Origin of the sequence: Pseudomonas sp. JZ134, assembly GCF_051027695.1 — a bacterium.
Classification (GTDB): domain Bacteria; phylum Pseudomonadota; class Gammaproteobacteria; order Pseudomonadales; family Pseudomonadaceae; genus Chryseomonas; species Chryseomonas luteola.
In genome coordinates this window covers 154957-169771 of record NZ_CP069251.1, presented here as the reverse complement: position 1 = coordinate 169771, position 14815 = coordinate 154957, and the positions used below count along the sequence as shown (strand labels likewise).

Genomic DNA, 14815 nt, shown 5'->3' with positions numbered 1-14815 from the left:
GATTAATTTAGACCATTAGATTCGATTTAATCGAACATAATCTGTAGGCCTAACTCTCCTGAGCTTCAAGGTGTGAAGCTCAGGAACTAGCGGCGGCTAGTAGTCTCTGGGTAGGCGCAGAAAAGACAATGCCCGCTCCGAATGGCATCCGGGCGGGCATCAGGATAACGCGATGATATTTACACAGTGGCTTTTAAACGGATTCGTGTTTCCGGTAACGGGATGAATTCATGCTCTCCAGGTACGCCTGGAAAACGCTGTAAACGCCAGTCTTCAGCAGCCTGCTCGATGCGCTCACGGCGGCTCGATACAAAATTCCAGAAGATATGTCTCTTTTCAGGAAGCGGCTCCCCTCCCAGCAAGATCAACCGAGTCAGTCCCGTTGCACTTAGTACAATCTCGGTTTCTGGTTTGAAGATAACCAGCTGGTCCCGGCCGAAGCGACCATCCTGCCCACTCACCGTAACCTCACCGCTTACGACGTAGATGGCCCTTTCGACATGTTCTTTATGGATGCGATAGCGCGCTCCGGCCTCCAGTACCACGTCGGCGTAGAACAGATCAGAAAACGTGCGTGTAGGTGCCTGTTTATCATGCAACGCGCCAGCTAGTACCCTGACGGTAACCCCCTCGTCCTCTATTACAGGAATCTCTCCTGCGCTGACATGTTGAAAGCCTGGGTCAGCTTCTTCATGGGCAACCGGTAGCGCTAGCCATGACTGAAAGCCAAATACCGTACCACCTGCTTGCCGGGCTGACTCGGTGCTGCGCTCGGAGTGAACAATTCCTTTACCTGCCGTCATCAGGTTGATTTCGCCCGGCCGTATGATCTGGACATAGTGCTCGCTGTCGCGATGCAGCATCTCACCCTCCAACAGATAAGTCATGGTCGACAAACCAATATGCGGATGGGGCCGTGTATCAAGCCCCTCGCCTGCCTTGAAAACGGTTGGTCCAAAGCTGTCCAGAAAAATGAAGGGACCTACGGTACGTCGCTGTGCAGAAGGTAAGGCGCGGCGTACTTTAAAGCCATCACCCAAGTCTCTTACGGCTGGCAGGATAAGATGCTCAATAGCGGATGCAGAGTTCGATAACGTCATGGTTGCGGGCCTCGCAGGGCATAGGTGCAATCGGCGGATTGCAGGCAAAAGACTTCACTCGGAAGTGATTACCAGGCCAGCCTAAAACAGATGGGCGTTCAGCAAAATCCAGATAATATGCATTAAAACGTTCGAGGAATTCGAAATGATGTCTGATCCCGGTACGCCTACGCTGGACCAGTTGCGTGTCTTTCTTACTGTTGTTGAGGTGGGGAGTTTTGCCGGGGCTGCTCGTAAGCTACACCGGGCTACGTCTGTTATCAGCTATACCATTGCTAACCTTGAGATGCAGTTGGGTGTGACTCTTTTTGATCGCAAAACCACCCGTAAACCTCAGCTGACAGACGCTGGGCGAACGGTATTAGCCGAAGCGCGCATGGTATATAGCGGCATCAACGGACTGCGCGCCAAGGTAAAGGGACTCCTGCAAGGTCTTGAAGCCGAGATCCATTTGGTGCTGGATGTCATGTTGCCCAGTGCGCGGGTAGTGGATGCCTTGAAGGTATTTCGAGAAACCTTTCCCACTGTTTCTCTCCACCTTCATATAGAAGCATTAGGCGCCGTCACGCAACGGGTACTGAATCGAGGCGCCGCGTTGGGTGTCAGCGGTCCTTTGATCACTAACCTTGACGGTCTGGAGCGGATTGCAGTGGGCAGCGTTGACCTGGTGCCCGTTGCAGCCCCCAGCCATCCATTGGCCTCAAGCGCCAACGCTCCTGGCGCTACCCGTGAGCATGTGCAACTGGTCCTGACGGACCGCTCCACACTGACCGAGGGGCAGGAATACGCCGTTATGAGCGCCCGCACCTGGCGTCTGGCTGACCTGGGTTCCAAACACATGCTACTCAAGGAAGGTATTGGCTGGGGAAACATGCCGCAGCCCATGGTAGAGAGTGATATTGCCGAAAATAAGCTGGTATTACTGGATTTGCCAGATTGCCCTGGTGGCACGTACGACTTTACCGTGATTTATCGTACCGATTCACCGCCTGGCCCTGCTGCCACATGGTTAATTGAGCGCTTCAAGGCACAGGCCGCACAAAACCTCTGATTGCCACTGTTCTATTTTATCGAACGAATCAGTCGATATTAGCTAGCTATTTTCGAATCTTGAGCCATGCGAAAGTTTCTCCACTGCGGCACTGGCCGCTTATTCCACTCAGGAGACGTCACATGGCTAAGGTTCTGGTTCTGTATTACTCCTCTTACGGTCATATCGAGACCATGGCTGAAGCCGTAGCAGAAGGCGCGCGTGCGGCAGGCGCTGACGTAGATATCAAACGTGTCCCTGAAACGGTACCGGAAGAGATCGCCAGGAGTGCGCATTTCAAGCTTGGCCAAGCAGCACCGGTAGCGACCATTGCCGATCTTGAGCATTACGATGCGATCATTGTGGGCACAGGGACCCGCTTTGGCCGGATGAGCAGCCAGATGGCCGCGTTTCTGGATCAAGCAGGCGGCTTATGGGCACGCGGTGTATTAAATGGCAAAGTGGGCGGTGCCTTTACGGCCTCAGCTACACAGCACGGCGGCCAGGAAACGACCCTTTTCTCCATCATCACCAACTTGTTGCACTTCGGCATGACGATTGTGGGACTCCCCTACAGCCATCAAGGGCAAATGGGTGTTACAGAGGTGGTAGGTGGCGCACCATATGGCGCTACTACCATCACAGCGGGAGACGGCTCACGTCTGCCGAGCGAAACAGAGCTTGAGGGTGCGCGGCACCAGGGTGAATTAACGGCAACAACCGCTATCAAGCTGTTCGGCTGAGCAGCGCTTTTGTTCTTCACTTACATAATCAGGAGACCGCAATGCGCACTGCAACCGAACTGCTGCAACAACACTTCGACACATTCGTAGCCAATCAGCCCCAATGGCAAACCTTGATTGCGGATGATCTTTTATGGGAGCTTCCCTTTGCCCCTTCGCTGGGTCATCCCGCACAACTGGCGGGGCGTGAAACGGTGCTTCATCACGTAGGCTGGTTCGTGGGTGCGGTAGAGCAGTTCCGCTTTTATGACCTTAGAATTCATGCCTCGGATAGTCCCGATGAAGCGAGTGCGGAAGTAAAGGCGGAAGGTATTATTACGGCAACGGGTAGGAGATATCGTCAGGACTATGTGCTGTTCGTTCGCGTAAAAGACGGAAAAATTGCATTTATTCGCGAGTACTTTGATCCGGTCAGAGCTGCACTTGCACTTGAGGCTCCGATACCGGGTTTTGAGGTGATCAGTGCTGATTAAAGAGCCTTTGCGTTCATAGTGCTTCCGTACGCTGTGCTTTTCAGGCGGACCTACCAGACAGGATGCTTACCATGCGTGGTCAGAATTATGCGGAACTCCAGGCATTCGTGGCGATTGCTGAACGTGGCAGTTTCGTTCGGGCTGCTGAAGAGTTGCAGGTATCCCCTTCTGCACTTAGCCAGACGATACGTAGTTTGGAAGAGCGCATGGGGGTTCGTCTGTTTAACCGTACGACCCGTAGTCTGAGCCTGACCATTGCTGGCGAGCACTTGCTTGAAAGACTCAAGCCCGCTCTACAGGAGGTGGCAAACGCTGTAGAGAACGCCTGTTTATTTGGTGAGAAGCCTTCCGGTCGATTACGTGTGCATGCCCTTCGGTTGGCCTCACGTGTTTTTCTTGAGCCAATCTTCCAGCCTTTCTCCGAGGCCTATCCCGAGATAGAGCTGGATGTCGTATTAGATGATAGGCCCGTGGATATTGTTGCGGAAGGGTTCGATGCCACTCTGCGCCTGGGAGAGCTTATTGAGCAGGACATGGTTGGCATCAAGCTAGGGCCTGAACTCAGACAGATTCCAGCCGCCTCGCCGAGTTATCTTGAGCGGTACGGGTATCCGGAAACGCCGTATGACTTGGAAAATCACCGCTGTATCAACTGGCGCTGGCCAGGCCAGATCCATCCGTATCGCTGGGAATTCAAGCGTGATACTGAGTGGTTCGCCATAGCCGTCAAAGGCCCGCTCATCGTCAACGATCAGCGTGTAGCCATTGAGGCTGCAGTCAACGGCGTGGGCATTGCCTTTTGGTTGGAAGACCAGATGGAGCCCTTTATCCAAGCTGGAACATTGGTCCCGCTACTGCAGGAATGGTGCGCGCCGTTTGATGGTTTTTATCTGAGCTACCCTCGTCAGCGCCAACAGCTGGCCTCGCTACGGGCATTTATCGATTTTCTGAAAAAAGACTCCGCGCGCAGGCGTTGACGAGCCAACACATGATAATTCGCGGCCAGTAAAGCCCTTATCAGCATTTGGATTTAGCTAACCGACACTAACGCTTGTTATGTCTGCCGTAGAAGCGGCCGTCCTATGCGTCCCTTTCATCCCTGCCCTATCTACCTCTCGATTATTTAGCCCTCCTTCATAAGGCATGAAGAAGCGCGGCGATTATCATGCCGGGCAAACTCGATATCGTGATCTCGACTTCAACAACAGCCGCCTGCGGCATTTGAGGAGAGACATGATGACTACCACTTCCATTCAAGAACTTGAAGGTAAAGTTGCCATTGTGACCGGTGCAGCCGGTGGGATTGGCGAAGCTGTGGCCACACTGTTTGCCGAGCGTGGCGCGTATGTCGTCGCTGAAGATATCAAGCCATCCGTCGTCGAGCTTGAGCAGCGATCAGAGCGCATCGCTGCCCTGGTAGGCGACGTAGCCGAAGAATCCACCGCGCAGCGTGCGGTTGCCCTTGCCATAGAGCGCTTTGGCAGGGTTGATATTCTGGTCAACAATGCTGCGGTCATTCTCAATGTAAATGTGACCGATATGTCCATCGAGCAATGGGACAAGGTCATGAATATCAACGCGCGAGGCATGTTCCTGCATTCCCGTGAGGCGATGCGCGTTATGGTCGATAACAAGCGCGGCGCCATCGTCAATGTAGGCTCTTATGCCTGCCAGGTAGCGTTTCCCACTATCGGCGCCTATGCCGCATCGAAAGGGGCTGTCGCCCAGCTGACCAAGGTTCTGGCGCTTGAAGGCGCGCCGCATAATATTCGCGCGAATGTCGTCGCGCCTGGCGATGTAGAGACCGGCATTCTGGATGACATCATGCCCGACGGTCGCGCCTTTCTGCGTGAACATGCCACCCGTGCTCCGATTGGGCGAGTCGCCCAGCCCAGGGAGATTGCCGAAGTGATTGCGTTTGTCGCTTCCGATCGCGCCAGCTTCATGACCGGCTCGGTTGTCATGGCAGACGGTGGCTATACCACCGTTTGAGTCCTTTCGTACACCTGCTGCTCTATCAGGGCAGCAGGCCCTGAATGACTACGGAGACCTCCCTATGTCTCAGTTTACTAATATCGCTTTCATTCGCGCCCGGTCGGGTAAGACAGAGGTGCTGGGCCAGCAGCTGATGTCATTAATAGCACCCTCACGCCATGAACCGGGTTGCCTCGCCTATACGGTTCATCAAGGTCGCGACGAGCCGAACGAGTGGTTTATCCACGAGGTCTGGCGCTCTCCAGAAGACCTCGCCGCTCACCTTGAGCGGCCTTATGTAAAAGCCTTTCTGGCGCAGCTCCCAGCACTTATGGACGGTGAGATTGACATGCGGGCTTTCCAGTTGATCGATCTGGAGCCTGCATAACCCCGTTATCAACATGACAGGAGAGATCCCATGAATCAGACAGCACACTCCCCCGTATGGTTTGTGACAGGCTGCTCCACTGGGTTTGGCCGTCACATTGCGGAATACGTACTGGCGCAGGGTTACCGTGTAGTGGTAACGGCACGCAAGCCCGAGCAGTTAAAGGACCTTCAGAATAAAGGTGAGGCCCTGGTACTGCCGCTGGATGTTACAGACCCGCGGCAGGCAATGACCGCTATCGAGTCAGCCGAAGCTGCTTTCGGCGCTGTAGATGTGCTGGTGAACAATGCCGGCGTTGGGTATTTCGCTTCAGTGGAGGAAAGCGATCTCAACCAGGTACGCCAGATGATGGATGTTAACTTTTATGGTGCTGCGAATATGCTTCAAGCCGCTTTGCCTGGTATGCGCCAACGGCGGCAGGGCATCATCGTCAATCTGACCTCCATCGGCGGGCTCTGCGGCTTTCCGGCAGTGGGATACTACTGCGCCAGCAAATTCGCCGTTGAAGGATTATCAGAAACACTCCGCCAGGAAGTGGCGCCGTTAGGCATTCATGTCATGACGGTAGAGCCCAGTGCGTTTCGTACAGAGTGGGCAGGGTCAGCGCAGGAAACGCCGCACACCCATGAAGACTATGCACCGACAGCCGGTGCAGCTATCGAAGCCTATCACCAGTCGATTGGCAGGCAACCGGGCGATCCCGCCCGAGCCGCCGCTGCCATTTTTAAAGCAGTTGAAAGCCAGGAAAAACCGGCACGCCTACTGCTGGGCAATAGCGCATTCGAGTGCGCCTTAGGCAAGTTAGATGAACTTGCGCGAGATTTTGGAGACTGGGAAGCCGTTTCGCGCGGTGCCGACTATCCCGACTGATAGATGACCTTTTGTTTGTTCACCTTGCGAGGAATAAACCATGAATCGATTTGACAAAAAAGTCATTGTTATTACAGGCGGAGGCTCTGGCATCGGCGAAGCAGCGGCCCGCCGCTTTCTTTCAGAGGGCGCTTCGGTTGTTCTCTCTGGGCGAAACGCTGAACGCCTTGAAGCAGTAGCCGATGGATTTTCTTCTGACCGGGTAATGACCGAGGTGGCAGATGTGTCGCAACGCGAAGCGTGCGACCGACTGGTCGATCATACTGTCGAACGGTTTGGTCAGTTAGACGCAGTTGTTAATGCGGCAGGTATGAATCTGGTCGGCAGCATCAGCGAAACCAGTGACCATCATTGGCGAGCCTGTATGGGCACGGATCTGGATAGCGTGTTTTATATCAGCCGTCGTGCAGTGCCACATCTGGCTCGCGCAAAGGGAGTCATAATCAATGTTGGGTCCGTTTCTTCACTGGGTGGCGGCTGGTCGCACGCTGCTTATTGTGCAGCCAAAGCAGCCGTAGCCAACCTGACACGCTCCATCGCCTGTGATTATGGCAAATATGGAGTCCGGGCTAACACGGTGTGTCCCGGTCTTACTCTTACCGGTATGGTAGAAAAGATCATGGATGACGAGGCCTTGCTTGAAAAGGCGTGGGAGCGTATTCCCTTGCGCCGTGCAGCGAAACCGGAAGAAATTGCCGCCGCCATTGCCTTCCTGGCCAGCGAAGAGGCCGCTTACATTACAGGCGTAACGCTACCTGTGGATGGAGGACAAACCGCCACCGATGGTGGGCCTGAATGGGGCAAGTAATCACTATTAAAAAGGCATCATGCTCTGAAGTCATTAACCTCCTTCAGAGTATGATGCCAAAACATTTAACTGGCTTTCCAGACCTAAAAGTCCCTAGTCGGGATAGCATCATATTGATACCAAAGCGGATTATGCCTTTCGCCTGAATTGCCCAATGTGCTTGGCCGGCGATACGCCAAAAAAGCGGCTGTATTCCCGGCTGAACTGCGAGGGACTCTCATAGCCCACTCTGTAACAGGTGCTGGTCACATCCAGACCTTCGGACATCATCAGCCGATGCGCTTCGTTCAAGCGTAACTGCTTCTGATACTGCAAGGGACTCATGGCGGTAACCGCCTTGAAACGATGGTGAAACGCAGATGTACTAAGGTTTACGTGCTTGGCTAAGGCATCGATACTGAGCGGCTCGCAAAAGTGGTTATTCAACCAATCAATCGCACGCGCCACCCGCTGGGCCTGGCTATCCCCAAACGCCACTTCATACAGGCGATGCCCATGCTTACCTTTAAGCAATCGATAGTAGACTTCCTTTATCGCCATGGGCGCAAGCATGGGAATGTCATCTGGAGACTCCAGCAACCGCAACAGGCGCAGCATGGTGTCCAGAATGGACGGATCAATCTGGTCCAGAAACAACCCGCGCTCCGCCGGGCGATCAGGGACGCCGATCGGACTGGCATCTGAAACCAGCTGAGCGATTTCGCAAGGGTCGAGATCGAGACGAAGACACAGATACGGTTTATCACTGGTCGCTTCGATCACCTTGCCTGCCAGCGGCAGGGTAACGGAAACCACGAGATAGTGAAGCGGATCGTAGCGGTAGCATTCTTCCGCCAGCTGAACTTCTTTTGCTCCTTGCACAATGATGCAAAGACCCGGCTTATGAACAGTATGGATGGTTTGTGTCGGCTGATCGCTACGAATCAGATGCAGTGGCTGAATGGCAGTTGGATGGACACCAAAGTCAGGAGCAAAGCGCTCAACGATACGGACCAGCTCAACGCGACGGGACGTCATAGAGTCCAACGCTTCAACGTACTCGCTTGCAAGGTTCGTCATCTTGCGGTTCTCCTGCGCAATATCCAGTCAGGGATTTAGCCGAAATCAGGTATGTATGTTTTAGCAGCCTGCGCATCGCGAGGAAAGTAATCACTGCTCAGCGTTCGGTATGGGCACCATCACCACATGGCTCACGCCTCAAATCGTTACGCTCAGGTTAACGATCTGACGGTGAGGTTGATTGAAGGTCCGCCTGAGGAGGTCTAGCGTGAGACCACGACAGCGGACTTCGTGGAGTCATCATGACAATAACCTCTCCTCCACCTCAATGGTCGCGGCGGCGCACCGAAAAGCAGCGGCGAGTCGCCAAGGCAAGTGCCTATGCCGAAGGCGCGGTCATCCGAACCGATCGGATCGTTGAAGCCCTTGAAGCGCTGATTGCTCCCGGTGATCGCGTGGTGCTGGAAGGCAACAATCAGAAACAGGCTGACTTTCTGTCTCGCTCATTGGTAAAGGCCGATCCTGGCAAGCTCCATGATCTGCACATGATCATGCCAAGCGTAGGGCGCGCCGAACACCTGGATCTGTTTGAGCGCGGTATCGCCCATAAACTGGACTTCTCCTTTGCCGGCACACAGAGTCTGCGTATCAGTCAGCTGCTCGAAGACGGACTGTTGGAAGTTGGCGCTATCCATACCTATATCGAGCTCTACTCACGGCTGTTGGTGGACTTGATTCCCAACGTTGTGTTGTCCGCTGGCTTCAAGGCAGATCGCCACGGGAATATTTACACCGGCGCCAGCACCGAGGACACACCCGCCCTTATCGAAGCAGGTGCCTTTAGCGATGGCATCGTCATCGTTCAGGTCAACGAATTGGTGGACGACACAAGTGATCTGCCCCGCGTGGATATCCCTGCCTCGTGGGTCGACTTTGTAGTGGTGGCGGACAAGCCCTTTTACATCGAACCTCTGTTTACCCGAGACCCTCGTCATATCAAACCCGTCCATGTGCTCATGGCAATGATGGCAATCCGTGGGATCTACGAGAAGCATAACGTGCAATCGCTCAATCACGGGATTGGCTTCAATACGGCTGCGATTGAACTGATCCTGCCTACATACGGTGAACGCCTGGGTCTCAAGGGTAAGATCTGTCGTAACTGGACGCTCAATCCGCATCCCACGCTTATTCCAGCGATTGAAAGTGGCTGGGTGGAAAGCGTTCATTGCTTTGGCACCGAACTGGGCATGGAAAACTACATCGCAGCCCGACCGGACGTGTTTTTCACCGGACGTGACGGCTCCATGCGCTCTAATCGAATGATGTGCCAGCTGGCAGGGCAATACGCCGTCGACCTGTTTATCGGCGCAACGCTGCAAGTGGATGGTGATGGACACTCCTCCACCGTAACACGTGGACGTTTGGCCGGTTTTGGGGGCGCACCCAACATGGGACATGATCCTCATGGCCGTCGCCACGGCACACCCGCATGGCTCGACATGCGAGTGGAGGAAGGTCCGACCGCCATGCTTGAGCGTGGCCGTAAACTGGTGGTGCAGATGGTCGAGACCTTTCAGGAAGGTGGCAAACCCACGTTCGTCGATAGGCTCGATGCCGTCGATGTAGCCAAGAAAAGCGGTATGCCGCTGGCGCCCGTGATGATCTATGGCGATGACGTCACGCATCTGCTCACAGAGGAAGGAATTGCCTACCTGTACAAGGCCCGCTCTCAAGAGGAGCGTCGAGCATTGATTGCAGCGGTTGCGGGTGTGACTGATATCGGTTTACGCCACGATCCTAAACGAACCGAGCAGATGCGCCGTGACGGCCTGCTGGCTCTGCCGGAAGACTTGGGTATTCGCCGTACCGACGCTACACGTGAACTCCTGGCAGCCAAGAGTATTGCCGATCTTGTCGAGTGGTCAGGCGGCCTCTACAACCCTCCAGCCAAATTCAGGAGTTGGTAATGCGTGCCTTGATCGCGGTACCCCTTCCCTCTTCCATCGCCGGACAGCTGGCTGATCTGGCTGTGCAGGTTCTGATTGACGAGGCAGATCTTTCACCCAAACCTGGTTTGGTCGATCGCCGCAGTAATGGCGCGCATACAGATCTGAACCTAGGGCTGATGCACAGCTCGGCCTATGCACTGCGGCAAACCTTTCAAGACATAGCGGAAGCCGCCAGTGCTGCGAAGGACTTGGACCAGTCCTTGCGCGAGACGCTGGGTCAGCTGGGCCGCAAGGGCGAAAGTGTCATGCTGGAAACCACTGGCGGAGTCAATACGCACCGTGGCGCGATCTGGGCCCTGGGCCTGCTGACTGCTGCTGCGGCATTTAAGCCGGAACACTGTTCTCCTGCGGACGTGGCTCACCGCGCTGCTCTGCTGGCGCGGCTGCCTGATCGGTTTGCGCCTGAGGTACAGAACAGTCATGGTCTCAGAGCCTGCGCCCGATACGGTCTTCCCGGCGCCCGTGAACAGGCGCAAGCGGGCTTTCCCGCTGTGGTAAGGCACAGTTTGCCACAGCTGTTGAAAAGCCGGGCGGAAGGCTCCGGAGAGCAGAATGCGCGGCTGGATGCCCTTATCGCCATCATGGCCGTTTTACCGGACACCTGCGTCCTGCATCGGGCGGGCCTTGAGGGCTTGGATGCACTTCAACAAGGCGCGCAGGTAGTCCTCGCACAAGGTGGCAGCGCAACCCTGGCTGGGAGACGCGCGTTGCGCCAGCTGGACGACGCGTTACTACGCCTGAATGCGTCCCCAGGTGGCGCGGCCGATCTGCTGGCCGCCACACTGTTTCTTGATCGCCTGGAATTCCGCCTGCAGAGGAGCGCTATCTCATGGAAACCTTAACGTTTGAATTTCCGGCCGGCCAGCCCTCTCAGGGTAAAGCCCTGGTGGGCTGTGTTGGCTCGGGAGACCTGGAGGTGCTGCTGGAGCCTGGTGAGGCTGGCACGCTCACGTTGAATGTCGTGACATCGGTAAATGGCAGTGCGGCACGTTGGCAAAACCTGTTCGAGCGGATGTTTCGTGAGCAGACGCCACCGGCGTTAAATATCGAAATCCACGACTTTGGCGCTACGCCCGGCGTCGTGCGTTTGCGTCTTGAGCAGGGCTTGGAAGAACTACAGCTAGAGGGAGCGCGCCATGACTGATACCGCACGCCTACTCCAACCTCGTAGTTTCATTGAATTGGGTGCCCGGCAGCGGGCTCGCGCCCTGCTTGATCAGGGCAGCTTCCGCGAATTGATCGGCCCGTTTGAACGCATGATGTCGCCTTGGTTACCCAAGCAGGGCATCGTGACGCAAGCGGATGATGGCGTAGTCATTGCCAAGGGTACGATTGACGGCCAGCCTGCTGTGATTGCTGCCATTGAAGGCGCTTTCCAGGGTGGAAGCATGGGTGAAGTGGGCGGAGCCAAGATTGCCGGCGCTCTGGAGCTGGCGGCTGAAGACAACCGTAACGGTATCCCAACCCGCGCCGTGCTTTTGCTGGAGACCGGTGGCGTACGTCTGCAGGAAGCCAACCTGGGACTGGCCGCTATTGCTGAAATCCAGGCGGCTATCGTCGATCTCCGAGAGTATCAACCGGTCGTGGCCGTTATCGCTGGCCCCGTTGGTTGTTTTGGTGGTATGTCCATCGCTGCCGGACTGTGCAGCTATCTGATCGTGACGCAAGAGGCACGGCTGGGCCTTAATGGTCCTCAAGTCATCGAGCAGGAAGCGGGAATCGAAGAATATGACTCTCGGGATCGCCCCTTCATCTGGAGCCTGACCGGGGGTGAGCAGCGCCACGTAACGAATCTTGTGGACGCCTATGTGCCCGATGATACCGAGACGATTCATGCGCAGATTCGTACCTGTTTCAGACAGGGTAAGCCTGCGCTCGAACGCAGCCGGCGGCACGCCTGGTTTCTTGACCGCCTCCGCCGTATTGAACCCGAACAACCCATCGAGGCGGTAACCGTCCGCAACCTATATGCCGCGGGCGATGAAGGAAGTGTGAAATGAACCTCTCTACACGTGGACTGATCTGGTTCAACGCACTTTCACCTAATGCGAAATCCTTTGAAAGTTTGCCCGCCTCGTTGAAGGTTGGCGATACAACACTGGGCAGCTTACCGGCTCGCGTGATTGCAGTGGTCCCCGATGAGCAAAACCCCTTTCCCCGCGCTCGCCGCGGTGAGGTGGGGCTGCTCGAAGGCTGGGGCCTGGGTCAGATCATTGATGAAGTTATAGAGGCCGACCGCGATCACGACACCAAACGCGCACTGGTCGCCATCATTGACGTACCAAGCCAGGCGTATGGCCGCCGTGAGGAAGCACTGGGTATCCACCAGGCCCTAGCAGGTGCAGTGGATGCGTATGCACGCGCTCGGCTCGCAGGCCATCCGGTAGTGGGTCTGATTGTGGGCAAGGCGATGTCCGGTGCGTTTCTTGCTCATGGCTATCAGGCCAATCGTCTTATTGCGCTGCGCGATCCCGGTGTTGAGGTGCATGCAATGGGCAAAGCATCAGCAGCACGCATCACCCTGCGCAGCGTCGACGAGCTGGAAGCGTTGGCGGCAAACATTCCACCCATGGCATACGACCTCGATAACTATGCCTCGCTGGGTCTCCTATGGGAGACGCTGTCGGTCGAGCGCATCGAACGTCCTACCGAAGGCGATATCAATCGGGTAAGCGAATGCCTGCAACAGGCCGTGGCCGATATTGCGGCAGGATCACATGATTTGCGTGGCCGCCTGGACGCCCCCAATCGCAGCGCATCACGACAGGTGCGGGAAAAGTTGCTGGAACAATGGTGACTCTAATTGATTACGGAGGCTTTATGAAGCCAGGCCCTCGCCCACATGATCTGCTATGGGGATTCACCCCGGAACAGCTGCCTGCCACAGCACCGCAATGGGCCTTCACAGCAGTCGCGGGTGGGGAGCCAGTCGTTGTTCGTCGAGCCGAGGGCAAACCCGGCGTTGTGGCCATAGGTATACGCGGCCGTGGGCGCGAAGAGCGTTTCGGTACTTGGATGGCCTTGGACCATGTCGTTCGTAGCCGGTCACCCGAACAACTGGTTGCGGCCGTCAGCAGCCACCCGATTGATCTACCTGCCATGACAGCCCTGGTATGGGCCAAACCCTGCCTGGATGCTACCGGTCTGGCCTGGGGGGTTACTGGCAGTGCGGGTTTCCAGCTTGCGACGGGTATCCGCACGTTACACGCTGAAAGCGATCTCGATCTGCTCATACGTGCACCCGCACCTCTTTCCCGGTCACAGGCATTAGTCCTGCTGAATAAGCTGGACAAGGCACCGTGCCGCCTGGACATTCAACTGGAAACCTCACAGGGGGGCGTTGCCCTGCGCGAGTGGGCACAGTCAAGCCACCGCGTGCTGCTCAAGCGAGCCAGCGGAGCCTGTCTGGTCACTGATCCCTGGCACGTGGCGGAGATCGCTGCGTGAGCAGCCTTTTCCTGTTCCCCGGCCAAGGCGCGCAGCAGCCAGGCATGCTACACGCGCTGCCAGACGAGCCGGTTGTGCGAGATGCCTTACAGGAAGCTGAAGCCATCCTCAATGTGTCGCTAGACATGCTGGATACCGCTGAGGCCTTGCAATCGACACATGCCGTTCAGCTCTGCCTGTTGATTGCAGGCGTTGCCAGTGCACGTCTGTTGTTGGAACAGGCCCCTGCCCCGGACTATGTCGCCGGCCTTTCCATTGGCGCCTACCCAGCCGCCGTGACAGCCAACGCGCTCGACTATACCGATGCGTTAAGGCTGGTGGATCTGCGCGGCAAGCTGATGCAAGAGGCGTTTCCCAACGGGTATGGAATGCTGGCGATGCTGGGGCTACAACGTCATGAGGCTGAATACCTGATAGAGGCTACCTCGACTACCAATGCGCCTGTTTTCCTGGCCAACAGCAATGCCGAACAACAGTTCATCGCGTCCGGTTCGAACGTTGCGCTGGCAGCCCTGGCCGAGAAGGTTCGCTCAGGCGGTACCGGCGTTACACGCCGCCTGGCCGTCAGCGTACCCTCCCATTGCGCTTTATTGACCGAGCCGGCCAATCGGCTCGCCGCCGCCTTCCAGCTGATAACCTTGCGTCGTCCCCAGATACGCTACCTGAGTGGTAGCTCTGCCCGGCTCATCATGGACCCAGCGCGGCTTGCTGATGATTTGGCCTTTAATATGTCCCGCACCGTGGAATGGCATGCGACCTTGCAGAATGCTCAGGAGCGCGGCGTTCGCCTGACCGTTGAGTTGGCGCCCGGTACGGTGCTGACCACGCTTGCCAAACGCGTCATCAACCCCGGAACTGCGGTGGCGTTTCAAGGTACACGGACCGACACCATTACTGCGCTGCTGCGCGAGGAGGCCAATCGCGACCGATAGAGAGATCGCCTAGCGTTTCGAAGCACAAGAACAAGAACT

General features: G+C 56.2%; 17 protein-coding genes. 15 read left to right on the top strand and 2 right to left on the bottom strand.

Annotated features, from left to right (window positions below; genetic code table 11):
- Positions 1-179: 179 nt before the first annotated feature.
- Positions 180-1100, bottom strand: a complete 921-nt coding sequence (locus tag JQR86_RS20220; RefSeq protein WP_407363687.1) for a pirin family protein — start codon at positions 1098-1100, stop codon at positions 180-182.
- Between the two features lie 145 nt (positions 1101-1245).
- Here JQR86_RS20220 and JQR86_RS20215 point away from each other — a divergent pair, with 145 nt between their 5' ends.
- The 8 genes from JQR86_RS20215 to JQR86_RS20180 all read left to right on the top strand — a co-directional run bounded on the left by JQR86_RS20215 (position 1246) and on the right by JQR86_RS20180 (position 7386).
- Positions 1246-2151: a LysR family transcriptional regulator gene (locus tag JQR86_RS20215; RefSeq protein WP_407363686.1), complete on the top strand. Its 906-nt coding sequence runs from the start codon at positions 1246-1248 to the stop codon at positions 2149-2151.
- Positions 2152-2273: 122 nt separating this feature from the next.
- Positions 2274-2873, top strand: coding sequence for an NAD(P)H:quinone oxidoreductase (gene wrbA, locus JQR86_RS20210; protein ID WP_019364151.1), 600 nt, complete (start codon positions 2274-2276; stop codon positions 2871-2873).
- Between the two features lie 41 nt (positions 2874-2914).
- Entirely contained in the window at positions 2915-3346 is a 432-nt protein-coding gene (locus tag JQR86_RS20205) for a nuclear transport factor 2 family protein (RefSeq protein ID WP_407363685.1), read from the top strand.
- Between the two features lie 71 nt (positions 3347-3417).
- The gene (locus tag JQR86_RS20200) at positions 3418-4323 is read left to right on the top strand and encodes a LysR family transcriptional regulator (RefSeq protein WP_434155312.1); all 906 of its coding nucleotides are present in this window, start codon (positions 3418-3420) and stop codon (positions 4321-4323) included.
- 259 nt (positions 4324-4582) lie between these two features.
- Complete coding sequence (locus JQR86_RS20195; RefSeq protein WP_019364148.1) at positions 4583-5338, top strand: SDR family NAD(P)-dependent oxidoreductase; 756 nt, start codon at positions 4583-4585, stop codon at positions 5336-5338.
- 64 nt (positions 5339-5402) lie between these two features.
- A complete protein-coding gene (locus JQR86_RS20190; RefSeq protein WP_286790268.1) occupies positions 5403-5708 on the top strand; it encodes a putative quinol monooxygenase in 306 nt (101 codons plus the stop codon).
- A gap of 30 nt (positions 5709-5738) precedes the next feature.
- Positions 5739-6578 carry an oxidoreductase gene (locus tag JQR86_RS20185; protein ID WP_434155310.1) on the top strand — a complete coding sequence of 280 codons (840 nt, stop codon included), beginning with the start codon at positions 5739-5741 and terminating at the stop codon, positions 6576-6578.
- Between the two features lie 40 nt (positions 6579-6618).
- Complete coding sequence (locus tag JQR86_RS20180) at positions 6619-7386, top strand: SDR family NAD(P)-dependent oxidoreductase (protein WP_312270640.1); 768 nt, start codon at positions 6619-6621, stop codon at positions 7384-7386.
- Positions 7387-7515: 129 nt separating this feature from the next.
- Here the strand turns inward: JQR86_RS20180 and JQR86_RS20175 are convergent, their stop codons facing one another.
- The gene (locus tag JQR86_RS20175; protein WP_434155309.1) at positions 7516-8445 is read right to left on the bottom strand and encodes an AraC family transcriptional regulator N-terminal domain-containing protein; all 930 of its coding nucleotides are present in this window, start codon (positions 8443-8445) and stop codon (positions 7516-7518) included.
- 239 nt (positions 8446-8684) lie between these two features.
- Between JQR86_RS20175 and mdcA the strand changes: the two genes are divergently transcribed.
- From mdcA to mdcH, 7 genes are read left to right on the top strand one after another with little or no spacing between them, the layout of a single operon-like run.
- The gene (gene mdcA / locus JQR86_RS20170; protein ID WP_434155466.1) at positions 8685-10355 is read left to right on the top strand and encodes a malonate decarboxylase subunit alpha; all 1671 of its coding nucleotides are present in this window, start codon (positions 8685-8687) and stop codon (positions 10353-10355) included.
- Positions 10355-11239, top strand: coding sequence for a triphosphoribosyl-dephospho-CoA synthase (locus JQR86_RS20165; RefSeq protein WP_434155307.1), 885 nt, complete (start codon positions 10355-10357; stop codon positions 11237-11239). The genes mdcA and JQR86_RS20165 overlap by 1 nt, the downstream gene beginning before the upstream one ends.
- Complete coding sequence (locus tag JQR86_RS20160) at positions 11227-11541, top strand: malonate decarboxylase subunit delta (protein ID WP_010798977.1); 315 nt, start codon at positions 11227-11229, stop codon at positions 11539-11541. Before JQR86_RS20165 ends, JQR86_RS20160 begins: the two co-directional genes overlap by 13 nt.
- The gene (locus JQR86_RS20155; RefSeq protein WP_434155306.1) at positions 11534-12397 is read left to right on the top strand and encodes a biotin-independent malonate decarboxylase subunit beta; all 864 of its coding nucleotides are present in this window, start codon (positions 11534-11536) and stop codon (positions 12395-12397) included. The genes JQR86_RS20160 and JQR86_RS20155 overlap by 8 nt, the downstream gene beginning before the upstream one ends.
- Complete coding sequence (gene mdcE / locus JQR86_RS20150; protein ID WP_434155305.1) at positions 12394-13194, top strand: biotin-independent malonate decarboxylase subunit gamma; 801 nt, start codon at positions 12394-12396, stop codon at positions 13192-13194. Before JQR86_RS20155 ends, mdcE begins: the two co-directional genes overlap by 4 nt.
- A 23-nt stretch (positions 13195-13217) precedes the next feature.
- Positions 13218-13844, top strand: coding sequence for a malonate decarboxylase holo-ACP synthase (locus JQR86_RS20145; protein ID WP_434155304.1), 627 nt, complete (start codon positions 13218-13220; stop codon positions 13842-13844).
- On the top strand, positions 13841-14776 hold the full coding sequence (gene mdcH, locus JQR86_RS20140) for a malonate decarboxylase subunit epsilon (RefSeq protein WP_434155303.1): 936 nt from the start codon (positions 13841-13843) through the stop codon (positions 14774-14776). Before JQR86_RS20145 ends, mdcH begins: the two co-directional genes overlap by 4 nt.
- The last annotated feature ends 39 nt before the right edge of the window (positions 14777-14815 follow it).

What these genes read in the sequence shown, in the direction of transcription:
- JQR86_RS20220 (WP_407363687.1), bottom strand. Translation starts at nt 1,100, where the DNA reads ATGACGTTATCGAACTCTGCATCCGCTATTGAGCATCTTATCCTGCCA.
- JQR86_RS20215 (WP_407363686.1), top strand. Translation starts at nt 1,246, where the DNA reads ATGATGTCTGATCCCGGTACGCCTACGCTGGACCAGTTGCGTGTCTTT.
- wrbA (WP_019364151.1), top strand. Translation starts at nt 2,274, where the DNA reads ATGGCTAAGGTTCTGGTTCTGTATTACTCCTCTTACGGTCATATCGAG.
- JQR86_RS20205 (WP_407363685.1), top strand. Translation starts at nt 2,915, where the DNA reads ATGCGCACTGCAACCGAACTGCTGCAACAACACTTCGACACATTCGTA.
- JQR86_RS20200 (WP_434155312.1), top strand. Translation starts at nt 3,418, where the DNA reads ATGCGTGGTCAGAATTATGCGGAACTCCAGGCATTCGTGGCGATTGCT.
- JQR86_RS20195 (WP_019364148.1), top strand. Translation starts at nt 4,583, where the DNA reads ATGACTACCACTTCCATTCAAGAACTTGAAGGTAAAGTTGCCATTGTG.
- JQR86_RS20190 (WP_286790268.1), top strand. Translation starts at nt 5,403, where the DNA reads ATGTCTCAGTTTACTAATATCGCTTTCATTCGCGCCCGGTCGGGTAAG.
- JQR86_RS20185 (WP_434155310.1), top strand. Translation starts at nt 5,739, where the DNA reads ATGAATCAGACAGCACACTCCCCCGTATGGTTTGTGACAGGCTGCTCC.
- JQR86_RS20180 (WP_312270640.1), top strand. Translation starts at nt 6,619, where the DNA reads ATGAATCGATTTGACAAAAAAGTCATTGTTATTACAGGCGGAGGCTCT.
- JQR86_RS20175 (WP_434155309.1), bottom strand. Translation starts at nt 8,445, where the DNA reads ATGACGAACCTTGCAAGCGAGTACGTTGAAGCGTTGGACTCTATGACG.
- JQR86_RS20165 (WP_434155307.1), top strand. Translation starts at nt 10,355, where the DNA reads ATGCGTGCCTTGATCGCGGTACCCCTTCCCTCTTCCATCGCCGGACAG.
- JQR86_RS20160 (WP_010798977.1), top strand. Translation starts at nt 11,227, where the DNA reads ATGGAAACCTTAACGTTTGAATTTCCGGCCGGCCAGCCCTCTCAGGGT.
- JQR86_RS20155 (WP_434155306.1), top strand. Translation starts at nt 11,534, where the DNA reads ATGACTGATACCGCACGCCTACTCCAACCTCGTAGTTTCATTGAATTG.
- mdcE (WP_434155305.1), top strand. Translation starts at nt 12,394, where the DNA reads ATGAACCTCTCTACACGTGGACTGATCTGGTTCAACGCACTTTCACCT.
- JQR86_RS20145 (WP_434155304.1), top strand. Translation starts at nt 13,218, where the DNA reads ATGAAGCCAGGCCCTCGCCCACATGATCTGCTATGGGGATTCACCCCG.